Source organism: Acinetobacter sp. WU_MDCI_Abxe161 (assembly GCF_025514355.1).
GTDB classification, from domain to species: Bacteria; Pseudomonadota; Gammaproteobacteria; order Pseudomonadales; family Moraxellaceae; genus Acinetobacter; species Acinetobacter pittii_E.
Window position 1 is genome coordinate 283,318 of record NZ_JAHPTU010000002.1, and the last position, 15,534, is coordinate 298,851.

At 40.4% G+C, this 15,534-nt stretch carries 13 protein-coding genes and 1 pseudogene; 3 read left to right on the plus strand and 11 right to left on the minus strand.

The genetic code is table 11. From position 1 onward, the window contains the following. Positions 1 to 30 precede the first annotated feature (30 nt). Together KTI78_RS03230 and KTI78_RS03235 are read right to left on the minus strand one after the other, a co-directional pair. Entirely contained in the window at positions 31 to 1,263 is a 1,233-nt protein-coding gene (locus KTI78_RS03230) for a hypothetical protein (protein ID WP_224993113.1), read from the minus strand. Positions 1,264 to 1,316: 53 nt separating this feature from the next. Next, positions 1,317 to 1,468: pseudogene (locus KTI78_RS03235) on the minus strand (transketolase C-terminal domain-containing protein); the annotation flags it as partial. A gap of 237 nt (positions 1,469 to 1,705) precedes the next feature. Between KTI78_RS03235 and KTI78_RS03240 the strand changes: the two are divergent. Continuing rightward, positions 1,706 to 2,851, plus strand: a complete 1,146-nt coding sequence (locus tag KTI78_RS03240) for an aldose epimerase family protein (protein ID WP_262445179.1) — start codon at positions 1,706 to 1,708, stop codon at positions 2,849 to 2,851. 67 nt (positions 2,852 to 2,918) lie between these two features. Here the strand turns inward: KTI78_RS03240 and KTI78_RS03245 are convergent, their stop codons facing one another. After that, complete coding sequence (locus tag KTI78_RS03245) at positions 2,919 to 4,139, minus strand: MFS transporter (RefSeq protein WP_224993110.1); 1,221 nt, start codon at positions 4,137 to 4,139, stop codon at positions 2,919 to 2,921. Positions 4,140 to 4,245: 106 nt separating this feature from the next. On the opposite strand from KTI78_RS03245, the gene KTI78_RS03250 reads away from it, so the two are divergent. Next, positions 4,246 to 5,034: an AraC family transcriptional regulator gene (locus tag KTI78_RS03250; RefSeq protein WP_262445180.1), complete on the plus strand. Its 789-nt coding sequence runs from the start codon at positions 4,246 to 4,248 to the stop codon at positions 5,032 to 5,034. Here KTI78_RS03250 and KTI78_RS03255 read toward each other — a convergent pair. Together KTI78_RS03255 and def are read right to left on the minus strand one after the other, a co-directional pair. Further along, positions 5,004 to 6,323 carry a glutaminase gene (locus tag KTI78_RS03255; RefSeq protein WP_262445181.1) on the minus strand — a complete coding sequence of 440 codons (1,320 nt, stop codon included), beginning with the start codon at positions 6,321 to 6,323 and terminating at the stop codon, positions 5,004 to 5,006. The two genes, KTI78_RS03250 and KTI78_RS03255, sit on opposite strands and share 31 nt — an antisense overlap. A gap of 178 nt (positions 6,324 to 6,501) precedes the next feature. Then, a complete protein-coding gene (gene def / locus KTI78_RS03260; RefSeq protein ID WP_262445182.1) occupies positions 6,502 to 6,984 on the minus strand; it encodes a peptide deformylase in 483 nt (160 codons plus the stop codon). A gap of 234 nt (positions 6,985 to 7,218) precedes the next feature. On the opposite strand from def, the gene KTI78_RS03265 reads away from it, so the two are divergent. Next, on the plus strand, positions 7,219 to 8,517 hold the full coding sequence (locus KTI78_RS03265; protein WP_262445183.1) for an MFS transporter: 1,299 nt from the start codon (positions 7,219 to 7,221) through the stop codon (positions 8,515 to 8,517). Between the two features lie 61 nt (positions 8,518 to 8,578). On the opposite strand, the gene KTI78_RS03270 is transcribed toward KTI78_RS03265, so the two are convergent. From KTI78_RS03270 to KTI78_RS03295, 6 genes are all read right to left on the minus strand, one after another. Then, positions 8,579 to 9,775 carry a hypothetical protein gene (locus tag KTI78_RS03270; RefSeq protein WP_016141927.1) on the minus strand — a complete coding sequence of 399 codons (1,197 nt, stop codon included), beginning with the start codon at positions 9,773 to 9,775 and terminating at the stop codon, positions 8,579 to 8,581. Positions 9,776 to 9,930: 155 nt separating this feature from the next. Continuing rightward, positions 9,931 to 11,571 (minus strand): thiamine pyrophosphate-binding protein, encoded by a 1,641-nt coding sequence (locus KTI78_RS03275; protein ID WP_016141928.1) that lies wholly within the window; start codon positions 11,569 to 11,571, stop codon positions 9,931 to 9,933. A gap of 38 nt (positions 11,572 to 11,609) precedes the next feature. Beyond that, on the minus strand, positions 11,610 to 13,076 hold the full coding sequence (locus KTI78_RS03280; RefSeq protein WP_262445184.1) for an aldehyde dehydrogenase: 1,467 nt from the start codon (positions 13,074 to 13,076) through the stop codon (positions 11,610 to 11,612). Positions 13,077 to 13,089: 13 nt separating this feature from the next. Beyond that, positions 13,090 to 13,881, minus strand: a complete 792-nt coding sequence (locus tag KTI78_RS03285; RefSeq protein ID WP_061875613.1) for an aspartate dehydrogenase — start codon at positions 13,879 to 13,881, stop codon at positions 13,090 to 13,092. Positions 13,882 to 13,896: 15 nt separating this feature from the next. Continuing rightward, the gene (locus KTI78_RS03290) at positions 13,897 to 14,691 is read right to left on the minus strand and encodes an SDR family oxidoreductase (protein ID WP_004703156.1); all 795 of its coding nucleotides are present in this window, start codon (positions 14,689 to 14,691) and stop codon (positions 13,897 to 13,899) included. A gap of 15 nt (positions 14,692 to 14,706) precedes the next feature. Then, positions 14,707 to 15,531: an alpha/beta fold hydrolase gene (locus KTI78_RS03295; protein ID WP_262445185.1), complete on the minus strand. Its 825-nt coding sequence runs from the start codon at positions 15,529 to 15,531 to the stop codon at positions 14,707 to 14,709. Positions 15,532 to 15,534 lie beyond the last annotated feature (3 nt).

A 15,534-nucleotide genomic window follows, 5' to 3' on the forward strand; every position in this document is an offset into this window, starting at 1 on the left:
AAAAGTCCCCTCGAGTGAGGGGATTTTTTATTATTTTTCAAAGACGCCTGCAATATGAGTCATGCCATTAAGTGTATTCGCTCCTAATTTTACATTATTAAAATAAAAGGTTTGTCTATCACTATCTGAAGTTATGCCAGAACAAGGGATTTCTCGATTTCCACACATGAACTCTTTTTCACCAATTATTGTTTTAACGCTTAAATGCCCTGCAAGCTCTTGAATAATGGATATATTTATAAATTCATTACTATTTTTAAAACCTAGATTATAAATTTTTTGATCATTTTTAACTGTAGCTATATAACGATTATGAATAGGCAACATCACAATTTTTTGATTTCCCAATTGTAAGTCACTATAATTTTTAGGCATATTCATATTTACACTAATATTTATTTTCTTATTATTATCATGATCAATCAATTCTATATTTTCTAGATAGAAATCTATATTTTTTTGATCTTCCTTCCAAAAACCATCATCCAATTTCTCTATATTTATAAAACTCCCACCTTTATACACCAAACTAATTACAGCACTACTTTTTGGCTTATTTTCATAAAAAATTATACTTAAATATGAAATATCCTCATTATTCTTTAAAGTAAACTCCTTTGCAATATATATTAATTCATCATTATAATATTTCTTAGTCTCTTCAAAATCTATAATTTTAAAAATACTTCCCTCTATAACAATATCATTAACTTTGTTAGCTGAAAACCTATCTTTTTGAAACAATGGCCAATTAGAAGGAGCGGTAAAATTTATATTTCCAGACACAACTACGGGAACTCTATTTCCTATCTCCTCTCCGTTTATAGAACTTAATAAGAACTCACTTTTAGACTGATTCAAGTCAAAACTCAATTTAAATTTATCCCCCAAATTTTCTATCTTATATGTAGTACCTTCTGGACAAGACAAGATCGGCAAACATATTAGTGCCTTATTTAAAGTATCCTTCCATGTCAAATAATCTAAACTCGCTATATTTGAAAAAGGTTTTAATGAAATAGAACCCAAGAGCTTTTGCCCTCCTCCCTGTCCTATTAAATTAATTAAGACAGCCTCAGTAGGATCATTACCATAAGCAATTAGATCATAGTTAGTTATGGCTGGGTTCAGCTCTACCTTTTCATTAACACTAATGCCTTGTATGAGCAATGTATTGTCTTTATTTGATACTATGCTTTGATTATTCTCACCACATCCAGTCAATATTAAAAAACTTAACAGACTAAACTGTATTTTTTTCATTTTTCAAATCCTATTTATAATTTTTAGTCATTTTATAACACATCTAGCAAATCAATCATTGAGTGTTTTTTGGCAATTAAAAAGGCTTAGCACCTTTTGTGATTTCTTCCCAAATGGTTTGCTCATCTCGAGGCTTAATGGTTGGCACATGTAGTACAGCAACCTCAATACCCTATTTTTCAAGCTCTTCGGCTGTGTCAAGTGCATTGAAATCAAATGAAAACTTTAAAACTGAGTCGGAATGATTCCTAAAAATAGCTTACTGTCGAATTTTGCTCATAAGATTAATTTCTTTATAAGCGTAAACTGAACTAGTTTTTTCAATATTTAACATTAACAGCTCCATTATTATTAACACTATCTATAATAAAAACCTCTTTAAAAAGATGAAAAATCAATCTTATATTCATCCAGTCCAACTATTACAAAATAGAGTATAAGCATGAAAAAATTGGCAATTTTAGGTGTTACGATTTATAGCTTTGCACAACTTGCAAATGCAGCAACATTAAATGTAAAGCCATATGGCACAACTCAAGACGGTCAAAAAGTTGATCTATACACTATGAGTAATAACAATGGTGTCTCCGTATCATTTATCAGTTTCGGTGGTGTAATTACACAGATTTTGACTCCTGATGCTCAAGGTAAAAAAAACAATATTGTTTTGGGCTTTGATGATCTAAAAGGTTATGAAGTTACTGACACCAAGGCAGGTATTCATTTTGGTGGATTGATTGGCCGTTATGCGAACCGTATTGGTAATGCTAAATTTAGCTTAGATGGAAAAACGTATAACCTTGAAAAAAATAATGGACCGAATTCATTACATAGCGGGAATCCTGGTTTTGATAAACGTGTGTGGCAAGTTAAGCCCCTCGTTTCCAAAGGTGAAACCGTTAAGGCATCTCTTAAGTTAACCAGTCCAAATGGAGATCAAGGTTTTCCCGGAAAATTAGATGTAGAAGTGATCTATAGTCTTTCAGATCGAAATGAATTCAAGATTGAATATAAGGCCAAAACTGATCATCCTACAGTCGTTAATCTCACCAACCACAGTTATTTCAATTTATCAGGCGCTGGCAATAACCCTTATGGTGTACTAGATCATGTGGTACAACTCAATGCAGACCGTATATTGGTAACCGATCAAAACTCTTTACCAACAGGTGAAATTGCTTCAGTTGCAGGTACACCTTTTGATTTTCGGACGCCTAAAGCTATTGTGAAAGATATTCGAGCGAATAATCAGCAATTGGCGTATGGATATGGCTATGACCAAACTTGGGTAATTAATCAAAAGTCTCAAGGGAAATTAAATCTTGCAGCTAGTGTGGTTGACCCAAAATCTAAACGAACCATGCAGGTTTTAACCACTGAACCAAGCGTCCAAATGTATACGGCGAATCATTTGCTAGGAAATATTGTTGGCGCAAATGGCGTACTCTACCGACAAGCAGACGCACTAGCACTAGAAACACAACATTTTCCAGACAGCCCGAATCAACCATCTTTCCCGTCTACACGTTTAAACCCAAATCAAACTTATAACAGTGTCACCGTATTTAAATTTGGTATTCAAAAATAGTTTTTTAATTAGAACTAACGTTATTTAAAAAAGACTCTCAGTTGAATATGACTGAGAGTCTTTTCATTTATTTAATTTTTGTGTTTGGTAAAAGTGCTGTTGCAAAACCAAGTAATGGCAACAATGAACATAAACCAAATACCCATTCAATGCCGTTAATATCCGCTAAATGCCCTAGCCCCGCTGCGGCAATACCACTTACCCCAAACATGAGACCAAACATTAAACCTGCAATCATGCCTACACGGCCCGGAACAGCTTCTTGTGCATAAACCACCATTGCTGCAAAAGCTGATGACAACACCAAACCTGCAATAATTGAGAAAACTGTTGTCCAAAATAAATTTGCATACGGCATCATTAATGCAAACGGCGCCATACCAACAAATGAAACCCAGATCACAGCTTTACGGCCGATCTTGTCACCAATTGGACCACCTGCAAATGTGCCTAAGGCAACGGCTGCCAAGAAGGCAAACAAATGCAACTGAGCTGTTTGAATACTGATATGGAACTTGTGAATTAAGTAAAAAGTAAAGTAGTTACTAATGCTGGCAATGTAGGTAAATTTAGCAAACATCAACACACTAATTGTGCTCAAAGCAATAATCAGCTTACGACCATGCAATTTAGTATGTGCTTGAGTTGCACGTGCAGCTACCTGATTTTTAGCATGATTCACCGTCCAACGGCTTACCCCAAATAGAACCCAAATCGCTAAAAGTGCAAATATCACTAAGCCCGCAACTGCATGCTGCCCAAACGGTACAATCAATAACGCTGCTAATAACGGGCCAATGGCAGTACCAGTGTTCCCGCCCACTTGGAAAGTTGACTGAGCTGTACCGAAGCGCCCGCCCGATGCCATTCGTGCCACCCGCGAAGCTTCTGGATGAAAAGTTGCAGAGCCTACCCCAATTAGCGCAGATGCACATAACAACACAGCAAAACTTGGTGAAAATGCCAACAAAATAATGCCGCAAAATGTAACCATCATCCCGAGTGGGAGAAGATACGGTTTTGGATGTTTATCGGTATAAAGTCCAATCCAAGGCTGAAGCAGTGAACCTGTAATTTGATATACAAACGAAATCAGGCCAACCTCCGCAAAACTCAGCGAAAAGTTTGCTTTTAGCATTGGATAGATGGCCGGTAGCACTGCCTGAATTAAATCGTTCAGTAAATGTGCGACCGCCACGGCGCCTACAATTTTAATAATCATTCCCTGAGGCTGATCATTTGCAACGGTATTGGCAATACCATCTTTCAATTGTATTGAAGACGTCATACCTGAAAAACTCCAATATTTTTAAATGAGATGCTTATTGTAAATTGTCGCTTATAAAGTTATCTTCCAATAATCATCGCATAAGTGACAATTTTCAGGATAATTTATGTCCGATTCTCTTATTCAGTCTGATTTGTCTGAACTTGTGATTGGACTCTCTTCTGAACATTCTTACCGAGAAATCACCCCTACCCACACGCATACACGTGCACAGTTTTTATATGCCTCTACAGGAAATATTCAGGTTTTTACACCCAATCATGTGTGGATTGTTCCACCCATGTGTGCCTTATGGATTCCAGCACATGTAGAGCACAGTGTGATTTCACTAAGTCACGTTAAGTTAAATACGGCATTGGTTGAAGCAAATGCAGCCGCTCGAATGGGACAACATTGTTTTATTATTCGAGTCAGTAATCTGTTGCATGAACTTTTGATTCGTTTAAATGAAATTGAACGAGAAGACGCTCCAAATACTGCGACTTCCCAAGAGCTTTCACGTTCTTTACAAATTTTGATTTTTGAAGAAATTCATCGGGCCAATTTGTTGACTATCCAGATACCGTGGCCGAAAGACAAACGATTATTAAAAATTTGCCAAGAGTTATTACATACGCCTGACCATTCAAAAGATTTAACAAATTGGGCTGATGATATTGGCGCGAGCTCTAGAACTTTAATGCGTATGTTCCAAAAAGAAACGGGGCTATCTTATCGGGCATGGGTACAGCAAATGCATATTGCACTTGCCTTGAGTAAAATCGCGAATGGCGAATCTATTGCTCAAATTTCAGAGTCACTGGGGTATACAAACCCCAGCGCGTTCAGTGCAATGTTTAAGCGACATCTAGGGAAAACACCTCATCAGTTTAGAAGTGCCGCGATGTCGCTATAAGTCTTTTTTTTAGAGCGGATCTCATGCTTTTCCAATAAATCATCGAAATCATGATAGACATGAAGTTCACGATCTTTGGCGGTTCTCGCATGATCTAAACGTTGTTCAGGGTCAACCAAAACAAGGGTATGGCCATCATCAATCAGACGATCTACACCTTCTAAGAACATGCGTTTACCCACATCATGAATAAGTGAAATTTGGGTTAAATCAATGACGATTGTGCTTTGGTCAGTCGTCTCATCTTGCAAAATACGCAATAACATTTCGGCTTCGGTAAATTTCAATACACCGCGAAGCACATACACACTTAACGATGCATCCTTGCCTGTACGATAATGGCTTTGGACAATAGTCTGTGCAGAAGGTGTACCTTCCATGAGGTGTAGCCCCATATCACGAGATAACCGTTCTAAAATATCGATACCTCGAACACTGTGACCATGCTCATCTAGTCGAGGCGAAAAAGCAGCAATACTGACCTGACCCGGCAACACACCCAAGATACCGCCTGCTACACCACTTTTAGCAGGAATACCGACAGTTGAAAGCCAGTCACCCGCTGCATCGTACATACCACAGCTCATCATGACACTAAGCACTTGTCTAACCACCGATCGGTTCAAGAGGCGTTTTCCAGTTTTAGGGTCAACCCCACCATTGGCAAGTACACTGCCCATACGTACCAGATCTTTAACCGTCACCAAAATCGCACATTGGCGAATGTACCCATTCACAATATCAACTGGATCGGTTTCTAAAATTCCCACAGTTCGTAACATATAACCGATCGAAAGATTACGGTAAGCAGTTTTGACTTCCGAATCATAGACAGACTCATCAAAACTTAATTCGCGACCTGCAAGCTCGCTCATAAAGCGGCGTAGAATTTCTGCGCTATGTAAACCATGTTTGACCTGAATTAAGGAATGTGTCGTAATTGCGCCAGAGTTGATCATCGGGTTTTTTGGACGGCCATCTTTACCCAATGAAATTTCATTGAATGCTTCCCCTGAAGGCTCCACTCCTACTTTCGCAAGTACTGCATCAATACCCAGCTGTTGTAAAACATAAGCATATACGAATGGTTTAGAAATCGATTGTATAGTGAATTCAACATCATCATCGCCAACCGAATAAATTTCACCATCTACCGTAGACATTGCTAAAGCTAATCGATCTGGGTTTGCATTTGCCAACTCAGGAATATAATCGGCGAGATGACCGCTGTTATCGATGTCACAGGCTTCAATAACATTTGCCAAATATTCTGGGAGAGGGGTTTTCATGGTCAGTAACCTTAAATGAGGAGATTTACAACATCGCGCAAAATTTCAGCACAACCTGCTGATAATATTAAAATTATATCTTTTGTAATGAGTTAAAAATCACGATATAAGTATTTTAATTCCGTTGTCTTATTTATTTCAAGCTCATTATAGGTTTTTCAAAACTTTAAACAGAAGATTAGATTATTCTTTCTACAAACAAGATCCCATTTAAATGATCGACTTCATGTTGAACAATACGAGCAGGAAAACCATGGAAAACTGTCTCAACCATTTCACCCTGTAGTGTTAAATATTTAACCTTCACCATTTCTGCACGTTCAACTTGTCCACGCTCATCCGGCACACTTAAACAGCCTTCTTCACCTAGACACACTTCGTTTGAGAACTCTAAAATTTCAGGATTCACCATAACCACCGCTTCCATTTCAGGTGCGTCTGGATAGCGTGGATTTGGTCGAGACGCCACAATAATAACGCGTTTAGAGATATAAACTTGCGGTGCAGCAATTCCTACTCCATTACGCTCAAGCATTGTTGCATGCATAGCGTCAGCAAGCTGATAAAGCCAATTACTGTTTAACTCATTTACCGAAATGGGAGCCGCAATTAGTTTTAAAATATCTTCGCCACGCTTCGCGACAGGTAGAACTACACTCATCCTTTGAATCTCTCATTAAACTGGCTATGACAAGTTTTATTGTGTCGCCGAAAGACTCAAAAGAAAAGTCATTCCTACATCTGTTTTTGTTTCATCTAAAGCGTTTTTTGTTTTAAAGCTTTTTGTTCTGAGTAAGTCCAATCGACATCGTCCTATAGAACAAATTTCCTCCATTTACTTTTACTTCACTTTTCCATTAATATCCAAACTTCAATTACAACAATTAAGTAAAAAATGGATCAGGACTTTACTTTGCAGGATGCGAACTATCTTAATAAAGAAGATAAACGAACCCTTGCCCTTTCTTCATTGGGTGGAGCTTTAGAGTTTTACGATTTTGTGATTTATGTGTTTTACGCCAAAATCATTTCAGACCTCTTTTTCCCCAGCACGCTTAGTCCATTTTGGGCCATGCTTAATACTTACGGTATTTTTGCAGCTGGTTACTTTTTTAGGCCTTTAGGTGGGGTCGTCATGGCCCATTTTGGTGACTTGGTCGGGCGCAAAAAACTATTTTCACTTTCTATTTTACTCATGGCACTGCCTACTCTGTTTATCGGGATTTTGCCTACCTTTGAAAATATTGGGTATTTGGCCCCTCTACTTTTATTGCTCATGCGTGTGGTGCAAGGTATTGCGATTGGGGGTGAAATTCCAGCCGCGTGGACCTTTGTGTCTGAACACGTGCCTGAAAGAAAAATTGGACTGGCAAATGGTTTATTAACTGCCGGACTGTCTTTAGGAATTTTACTAGGTGCGCTCATGTCTTTATGGATTTCACTGAATTTTAGTGAAGGGCAAATCCATGACTGGGCATGGCGGATTCCTTTTATTGCAGGTGGTATTTTTGGTTTAGTTGCCCTTTATTTACGGACCTATTTAAAAGAAACACCTGTGTTTAAAGCCATGCAAGCACGTAAAGAAATTTCAAAAGAAATGCCTGTAAAACAAGTATTAAAAACACATAAAACAGCCGTTGCGATTGGTATGTTATTCACATGGTTTTTAACAGGCTGTGTGGTGGTGGTAATTTTAGCCATGCCAAACTTATTAACTGGTACGTTTGGTTTTGAGCGCGCCCAAACTTTTGAAATGCAAAGTGCTGCGATTGTTATGCAAATGGTCGGTTGTATTTTGGCAGGCTATTTTGCTGACCGTTTTGGCTGTGGCAAAGTGATGATGGTGGGTGCGCTTGCCGTGGCGCTCACAGCAGCAGTTTTTTATAACAGTTTGGGGTACGTGGCACATTCAACCATTTTTGGTTTATATATGTTGTTGGGCCTATGCTCAGGTACTGTCGGCATGGTGTCGAGCAGTATGGTCAAAATGTTCCCCGCGCCTGTGCGTTTCTCTGGCATTTCATTTTCTTATAATTTGTCTTATGCGATTGTGGGCGGTATGACGCTGCCTTTAGTACATTGGCTCAGTCAATATAGTGACATTGGTGCAATGTATTATATTTTCGCGCTGACCATTTTGGCCTTTGTAATTGCTTTTGTATTTTGGAATAAGTTTGAAAAAAACAGATATTAAAAGCCTCAATATGTGAAATAAAAAACCACGCCAATTGCGTGGTTTTTTAATGCAGTTCAGTTTAGAAAGTAAACCCAATATTAAAGTTTAAACGATATAGCCATTTATCACTATTTGGCGAAGTTGCAGAGGTATAACCCGTTGAGTTGGTCGAACCACCAATAATATTTGAGTTTTTACCCCACGTATAATCTGCCCAAACCATAAATGGTGAAGCAATAAACATCATTCCTGTAGTGTTCATTTGCGAATCAGACCAATCATCACGTTTTTTATCGAGATAACTATAGTCATTATAAAACTTAATGGCTTTTAGTTTACCCATATTGGTGACAGGCAATGTATAGGCAAGGTTTAAACTGGCAATGGTTCCTTCCGAAGCAATGAAATAAGCAGGTGTAAAGCCATTATTGCCCATTAAAGTCACATCATTACTTACACCATCCGGATTTTTAGCATCGTATTGATAGTGAATAACCGAACTTTGTAAGTTAAAACGTTTGTAATTATTTTCGGTATGCAAACCGACTGCATAATATTTACCGTCTTTATCGGTCATTTTATTATGTAACTGAGCAATTGCCCCCGAAACACCAAACTCTTGTTTACCAAAATCGGTCTCTAACTTGCGTACAATGCGAGTATTAAACTGATGACGTTTTTCATTCTGATAAGCTTTTTGAGATGGAAATGCGTTTTCTTCCAAGTCATCATAAGTTGCACTTTCAGGGGAATAACGCAAGTTCGTCTCTAGCATTTGCGGATAATAGCCGAGTTTTACATCCCAATCTTTATCGTGATAATTCCAGTTGATCCCTGGCGCAATATTGTTGCCATAACCTAGAAAGAATGGAATGTGGTAAGTCCAGCCATTTTGCGGATAGGGATAAATCGTAAATGGTTTATAAACCAGTCCTGCTTCAATGCTGTTATTAGCATCAAGGTTATAACCCACATATGCTTTTTCAATGGACGTTTTCTGTTGGTCTTGAAACAGATAGCTGGCGTTGAGGTATGCATCATCAAACTTACCTTTGAGATCTACCCTGAAAATATCAAAATAGAGCTTACCAAAACCGCGGTTTGGCCCTTCCCAATCTTCATAGCGTTGATTTAAGCGAACCACCCCACCTAACTTTAATGAGTCGGTGCCATCATCACTTTTCCATTCAAGCAATGAATCTTTTGCAAAAGCATTGACGCTTACCCCCAGCGTAAGCTGCGCAATGAATGCCATGATCAATGAAGTCTTTTTCATCTCTACATCCTTGATTGAGTTCCAGCGTCCTGCTGGAACTTTATTTGTTTTACCTGTAAAACTTCGTTTTTATTATTTTTTAGACAAAAAAATTTATCTAAAAAAAGGATGGCTTAGCAGCTCCCATCGCATATGTACTAAACCATCCAAACTGGTTAATACAGTTTCTTTTGCGGTGGACCCGCAAAGTTTAATGGCCCAATCGAGTTCATATCGAGCTCAATCACAGTTGGTCCTTCAAAAGCGACAGCCTCTTGAATAACCGTTTTAAACTCATCTGCACTACCCACTTTCCAGCTCTTCACACCCATTGATTCGCCAAGAAGTTTGTAGTCAGGTGTATGTAATTCATTGAAATATTGTCGACCACCAAAGTAGTTATTTTGAATGCCACGCATTACGCCATAACCACCATCATTCATAATCATGAGGACCATGTTGGTGTTTTCTTGCACCATGGTTGCAATCTCGCCAATACCAAGCATTAAGCCGCCATCGCCGACTAAACCAATTACTTTTTTGTCAGGGTTCGCAACCGAAGCACCGATTGCTGTTGCAAGACCTAAACCAATTGCACCCGCGAGTGAATGGATATTTTGGTTGGGTGCTTGTACAGGGAATAAACGGCTCCCCCATGTACTACCCGACATGGTGATGTCCCGTACAAAAATACCATCTTGCGGTAAAGCTGCACGCAAGTGATCACAAATCAAAGCGTATTGGTCGATTTGTTTGCGCAGTGCATCAATTGCAGCCTGTTTAGCAGCCACTACAGCAGCATCGTAGTCAGCATCAACTTTTGAAGTTCCTTGAAGCTGCTCTAACACACGTGTTAAGACATCTTTAGCATCACCACAAATGAAGTTGCGGATTTTGTAATTACGTTGCTGAGCCACAGGGTTAGCATCAACCTGAATAATATTTTCAGGGAACTCAACCGAATAGGTTTTAGTTTCATTACTACGTAAACGGGAACCCACCACAACCATTAAGTCAGCATCTTTTAATAGTTGCTCAACACCTGCCGAGTTATGGAATGCCCCTAAACTACGTGGATGATCATCTGCTAACACACCGCGGCCGTGTGTAGATGAAACAACTGGAATACCTAAATCTGCAATTGCTTTAACTTCGGCAACACTATTTAAAGTTCCACCACCAATCCAGAAAATCGGGCGTTTTGCTTTTTTGATTTCACTCACAAGAAGATCAATTTCAGCTTGTTCTGCCTGTGGCAATTCAAGTGCTTTCACTGGGCCTAAATTAAGTGGCAAATCAATTTCTGCTGCTTGTACATCAATTGGTAACTCAACACTGACAGGTCCCATTGGAACAGTCGTTGCCACACGAATGGCTTCACGAATCACACCAACAGCATTGTCTGGACTGGTAATGCGAAATGCCGCTTTGCTTGATGCACGTAAAAACGTAAGTTGGTCTTTAGTTTCATGAATGAAACTTGCATCACGGTCGAGATATTCACGCTCAACTTGACCAGTTAAATGCAATACTGGACTACCCGCATTCATTGCTTCAATGAGTGAACCCACTGCATTACCAGCCCCAGCACCGGTACTGGTCAACGCTACACCTAGGCCTTTAAAGCGTGAGTGTGCATCTGCCATGGTGACCGCACCCGCTTCACCACGGGCTGCGACAAAGCGCATTTTTTCACGGCGTCCTACTGCATCAGCAATAGGTAAATTGTGAATGGAAATAACACCATAAATACTATCAACTTGGTGCGCTTCTAAAACTCTTGCGATTGCTTCGCCTACATTTACACGTTCAGTCATGTCTGTTCCTCAAAATTTGTTTTCAGTCCTTGAATTTATTAATCGCACCAAGGGTTAGGCTGTTCATTCAGCCCCATATAAATACTCTTTTGTTGCATGTACGATAAAATGCCCAAACGGCCTTTCTCGCGTCCAATTCCACTGTCTTTAAAGCCACCAAACGGCGCACTAATCGAGAACTTTTTGTAGGTGTTAATCCATACCGTACCCACTTCTAATGCACGTGCAATGCGCCAAGCTTTGCGATAGCTTTCAGTCCAGATGCCTGCGGCAAGACCAAAACAACTGTCATTGGCTTGGGCAATTAAATCTTGCTCATTGTCATATTTCATAACGACTAAAACAGGGCCAAAAATTTCTTCCTGACAGGTTTGAGCACTGTTATTTAAGCCCGTGATAATGGTCGGTAAGTAATAGCTTCCTTTGGCATAGTCACCAGTGGTAAGCGCTTCACCACCAATCAGAACCTGACCACCTTCGCTTTTGGCAAGCTGTACATAGCGATCAACTGACTGCAAATGTTTGTCATTCACTAGTGGCCCTAAATGCACACCAGCCTGTTCCGGATGGCCCACACGTAAGCCTTTGGTAATTTCAATCAAACGTGTTAAAAACTGATCGTAAAGACTGCTATGAATAAACAAGCGAGAACCTGCAATACACGCTTGGCCTGCCGAGCTAAAAATACCGTACGCGACACCTTTAGCTGCCAGTTCGATATCTGCATCTGGTAAAACGATGGTTGGTGACTTTCCACCCAACTCAAGTGAAGTGGTAATCAGTTTGTCAGCGGCAATGTGTGCCAAATGACGCCCTGTGGTTGTTCCACCCGTAAAAGAAATTTTACGAACCAATGGGTGCTGAGCAATTGCATCACCAATCACAGAACCACGCCCAACCAACACACTCAGCAAACCTTTTGGTAAACCTGCCTCTTCAAAAATTTTGGCAAGCTCTAAAGCAATCAGTGAAGTTGCTTCTGCTGGTTTTAACACCACGGCATTTCCTGCTGCCAAAGCAGGAGCAAGCTTTTGAACTTCACTTGCGATTGGAGAGTTCCAAGGAGTAATGGCTGCTACTACGCCTACAGGTTCATGCACACTCATGGTCATGAAGTCTGGAGCACGCTGAGTGGTGAGCTCATCATTCATTGTTTCACATGCCGCTGCAACATAACGTGCAGTCGCCGCAGCGCTCATCACCAAACCACGAGTTTCGGTTAAAGGCTTCCCATTATCGCGTGTTTGTAATTTTGCTAATTCATCGACACGCGCTTCAATAATGTCTGCAACTTTGTAGAGAATACGTGCGCGCTCATGCGGCAAACTGTTTCTCCAGCTCGGTTGACGCCAAGCCTGATCCGCTTTTTCAATTGCTTCATTTACATCTTCAAGCGTTGCTGTTGAAAGCTCAGCGTTTACCGACTGATCTGCCGGAAACAGGCTTTGAATGACTGCACCACGGCCTAATCGCCATTCACCTGCAATATAAATTTCCTTTGCCATGATCAAATCCTTCTTAAATCTGTATTGCTTCTACACTGTTGCGACAAGCACGAATCACGCTAAGCGCAGCCAAAGTTGATGTTTTTGGGTTACTTGGCAGCGGCACACCCACCAGTTCAATGGTCATTTGTCCAAAGCCACCTTCTGCCACAATGGTGTGTTTGTTTTTGTTGATGGTTGGATCAACAGTTAACTCAACCATGGTTTCATCCATTCCAAGCCCTGCAAGCGCAATGGTTGCTGCAACGTTGGCATTGGCTGGAAATTTGGTCGCAGCTTCACGCGCAGTTCCTGTGAAAAAGACCGTAGCTTCAGAAACATGATCTAAATCCACCAATTGCTCTGCATAACTACCCTTCCAGCTTTTTGGACTTTTACAGCCTTTGTAAGTGACTTTTTGCAGGCCACCTTCTTTAGCCGCAGAAATACCGTCAATACCTGCGATAGCGCCTGCCAGTAAATGCAGATGGGCATCATTTTTTTCGGCAGTTTGCTTAAGCTGAACCAAAAACTCGTTATCAGCCAAAGTACCCACCGAGATCAAACCAATGGTCCAGCCTTTCGCTAAAACTTTTTGAGCATGCTCTTTCACTGCTGCTTGACCTGCCACCTCAATGACATAGTCTGGCGTACCATCACATTGCTCAATATCGGAAATCACCTGAATCTCGGAAGAGACTTGTGACTGCACTTTTTCAATACTGCGAGATGGCACGACAATCCATTTGAGTTGCAGATCTTGAGGCAAGTGGGCATACACTTCTGCTGCCATTGCGCCAAAACCAATCATCATCAACTTTTTCATGACAGCACCTGATATTTATAAATGTTTGTTAAAACCACCCGAGACATCTATTGCCGAACCTGTGGTGTAAGATGCCAATGGTGATGCCAAGAAAACCAAAGCACGTGCAGGTTCTTCTGGACGACCTAAACGCTGCATTGGGATACCACGATTTTTTGCGATATTGCCTGTCCACTCTTCCCATGACAGATTTAAATCTGAACGGGTTTCATAGCGGCGTTTCCACTGCGCAGATTCGACCATACCCAGTAAAATCGAGTTCACACGAACACCATATTGAGTAAATTCATGCGCCAACGAATGGGTTAAATTCAATAAAGCAGCACGCGCAGATGAAGTCGCAATCATGTGCGGTTCCGGTTGCAATGCCAGTAATGAGTTCACATTGGTAATTGAGGCATTTGCCGACTGTTTTAAGTCGTCAAGAAAAGCCCGTACCGGATGTAAAACACTGAAATATTTCAGTTCAATTTCTTTCATCCAGTCTTCATCTTGCGTATTTTCAAAATTTGAAACACGGCCTTGCCCAGCATTGTTAATGAGCATGTCCACATTGCCCAAATTGAGTTTGACGTCTTTAGCAAATTGCTGAACTTCTTCTTTTTTCAATACATTGCATGCTTTAGTAAAAATATTGGCATGCGGAAATTTTTCTAAAATATAGTGCTTAGACGCATTTAAACGTTCTTCATCGCGACCACACCACGCTACTTTTGCACCCTCTGCAACCAGTATTTCAACAGCAGCTAGCCCAATCCCAGATGAGCCACCGGTAACAACTGCAACTTTTCCTTCAACTTGGAAGCTCATAATCCTTAATCTCTCTTACGATTGTTCCTGAATCGTCAACATAATTTGGTTAAATGCTTGCGGTTGGTCGACATAACTTAAATGTCCTGCGTCTTCTATGACGAAGCGCTGTTCCAACTGCAATTCCTGAGCAAGCTCTTGTATACCTAACGCAGGAGTGATTTGATCTTGCTGCCCTGCAATGACTGTGCATGGGACTTTTAAATCGGTTAAATAATTACGTATTTCGTCATATGCCAGTAAGTAAGATGCATGTGTGAAGCCCTGTAGAGACAACTGTTGCATCACCTCTGAAACTAAAGCTAAGGCTTGTGGCTCTTGTTTATAAATCAAATGAGGTCCACGGCTTTCGGCCATTCCTTTAGCACCTAACTCTTTCAACATTTTTGGTCTTTTTTCAAAAACCTGAATTTGTGTCTGTTCATCGTGGCGTTGGTAGCCTTGCGCTAAATTAGCGACGACCAAGTGTTCCACTCGCTCTGGGTAAAGTGCAGCAAATGCACTGGCCTGTAAGGCACCTAATGAGTGTCCGACCACAATGGCTTTTTCAATTTTTAAAACATCGAACAACGCTGCTAAACGCTTTGCGTAGTCGATCGCATTGGGTTGATCCGTTAAAAGTTCATCTGATTTGCCATAGCCCGGTGCGTCCCAGGCAATGACATGAAAATGATGAGACAACACTTCAAGTTGGTTCACCCATGAAGCAGAACCTGAACTAATGCCGTGCAACAGCACAAGGTACTCGCCCTGACCAGCTTCCCGATAGGCTTGTTGCTGACCTTGAACAGTCACGGTTTTCACCGGAAATTCTGCTAACTTTTCAATGAGTGTCATCATTTT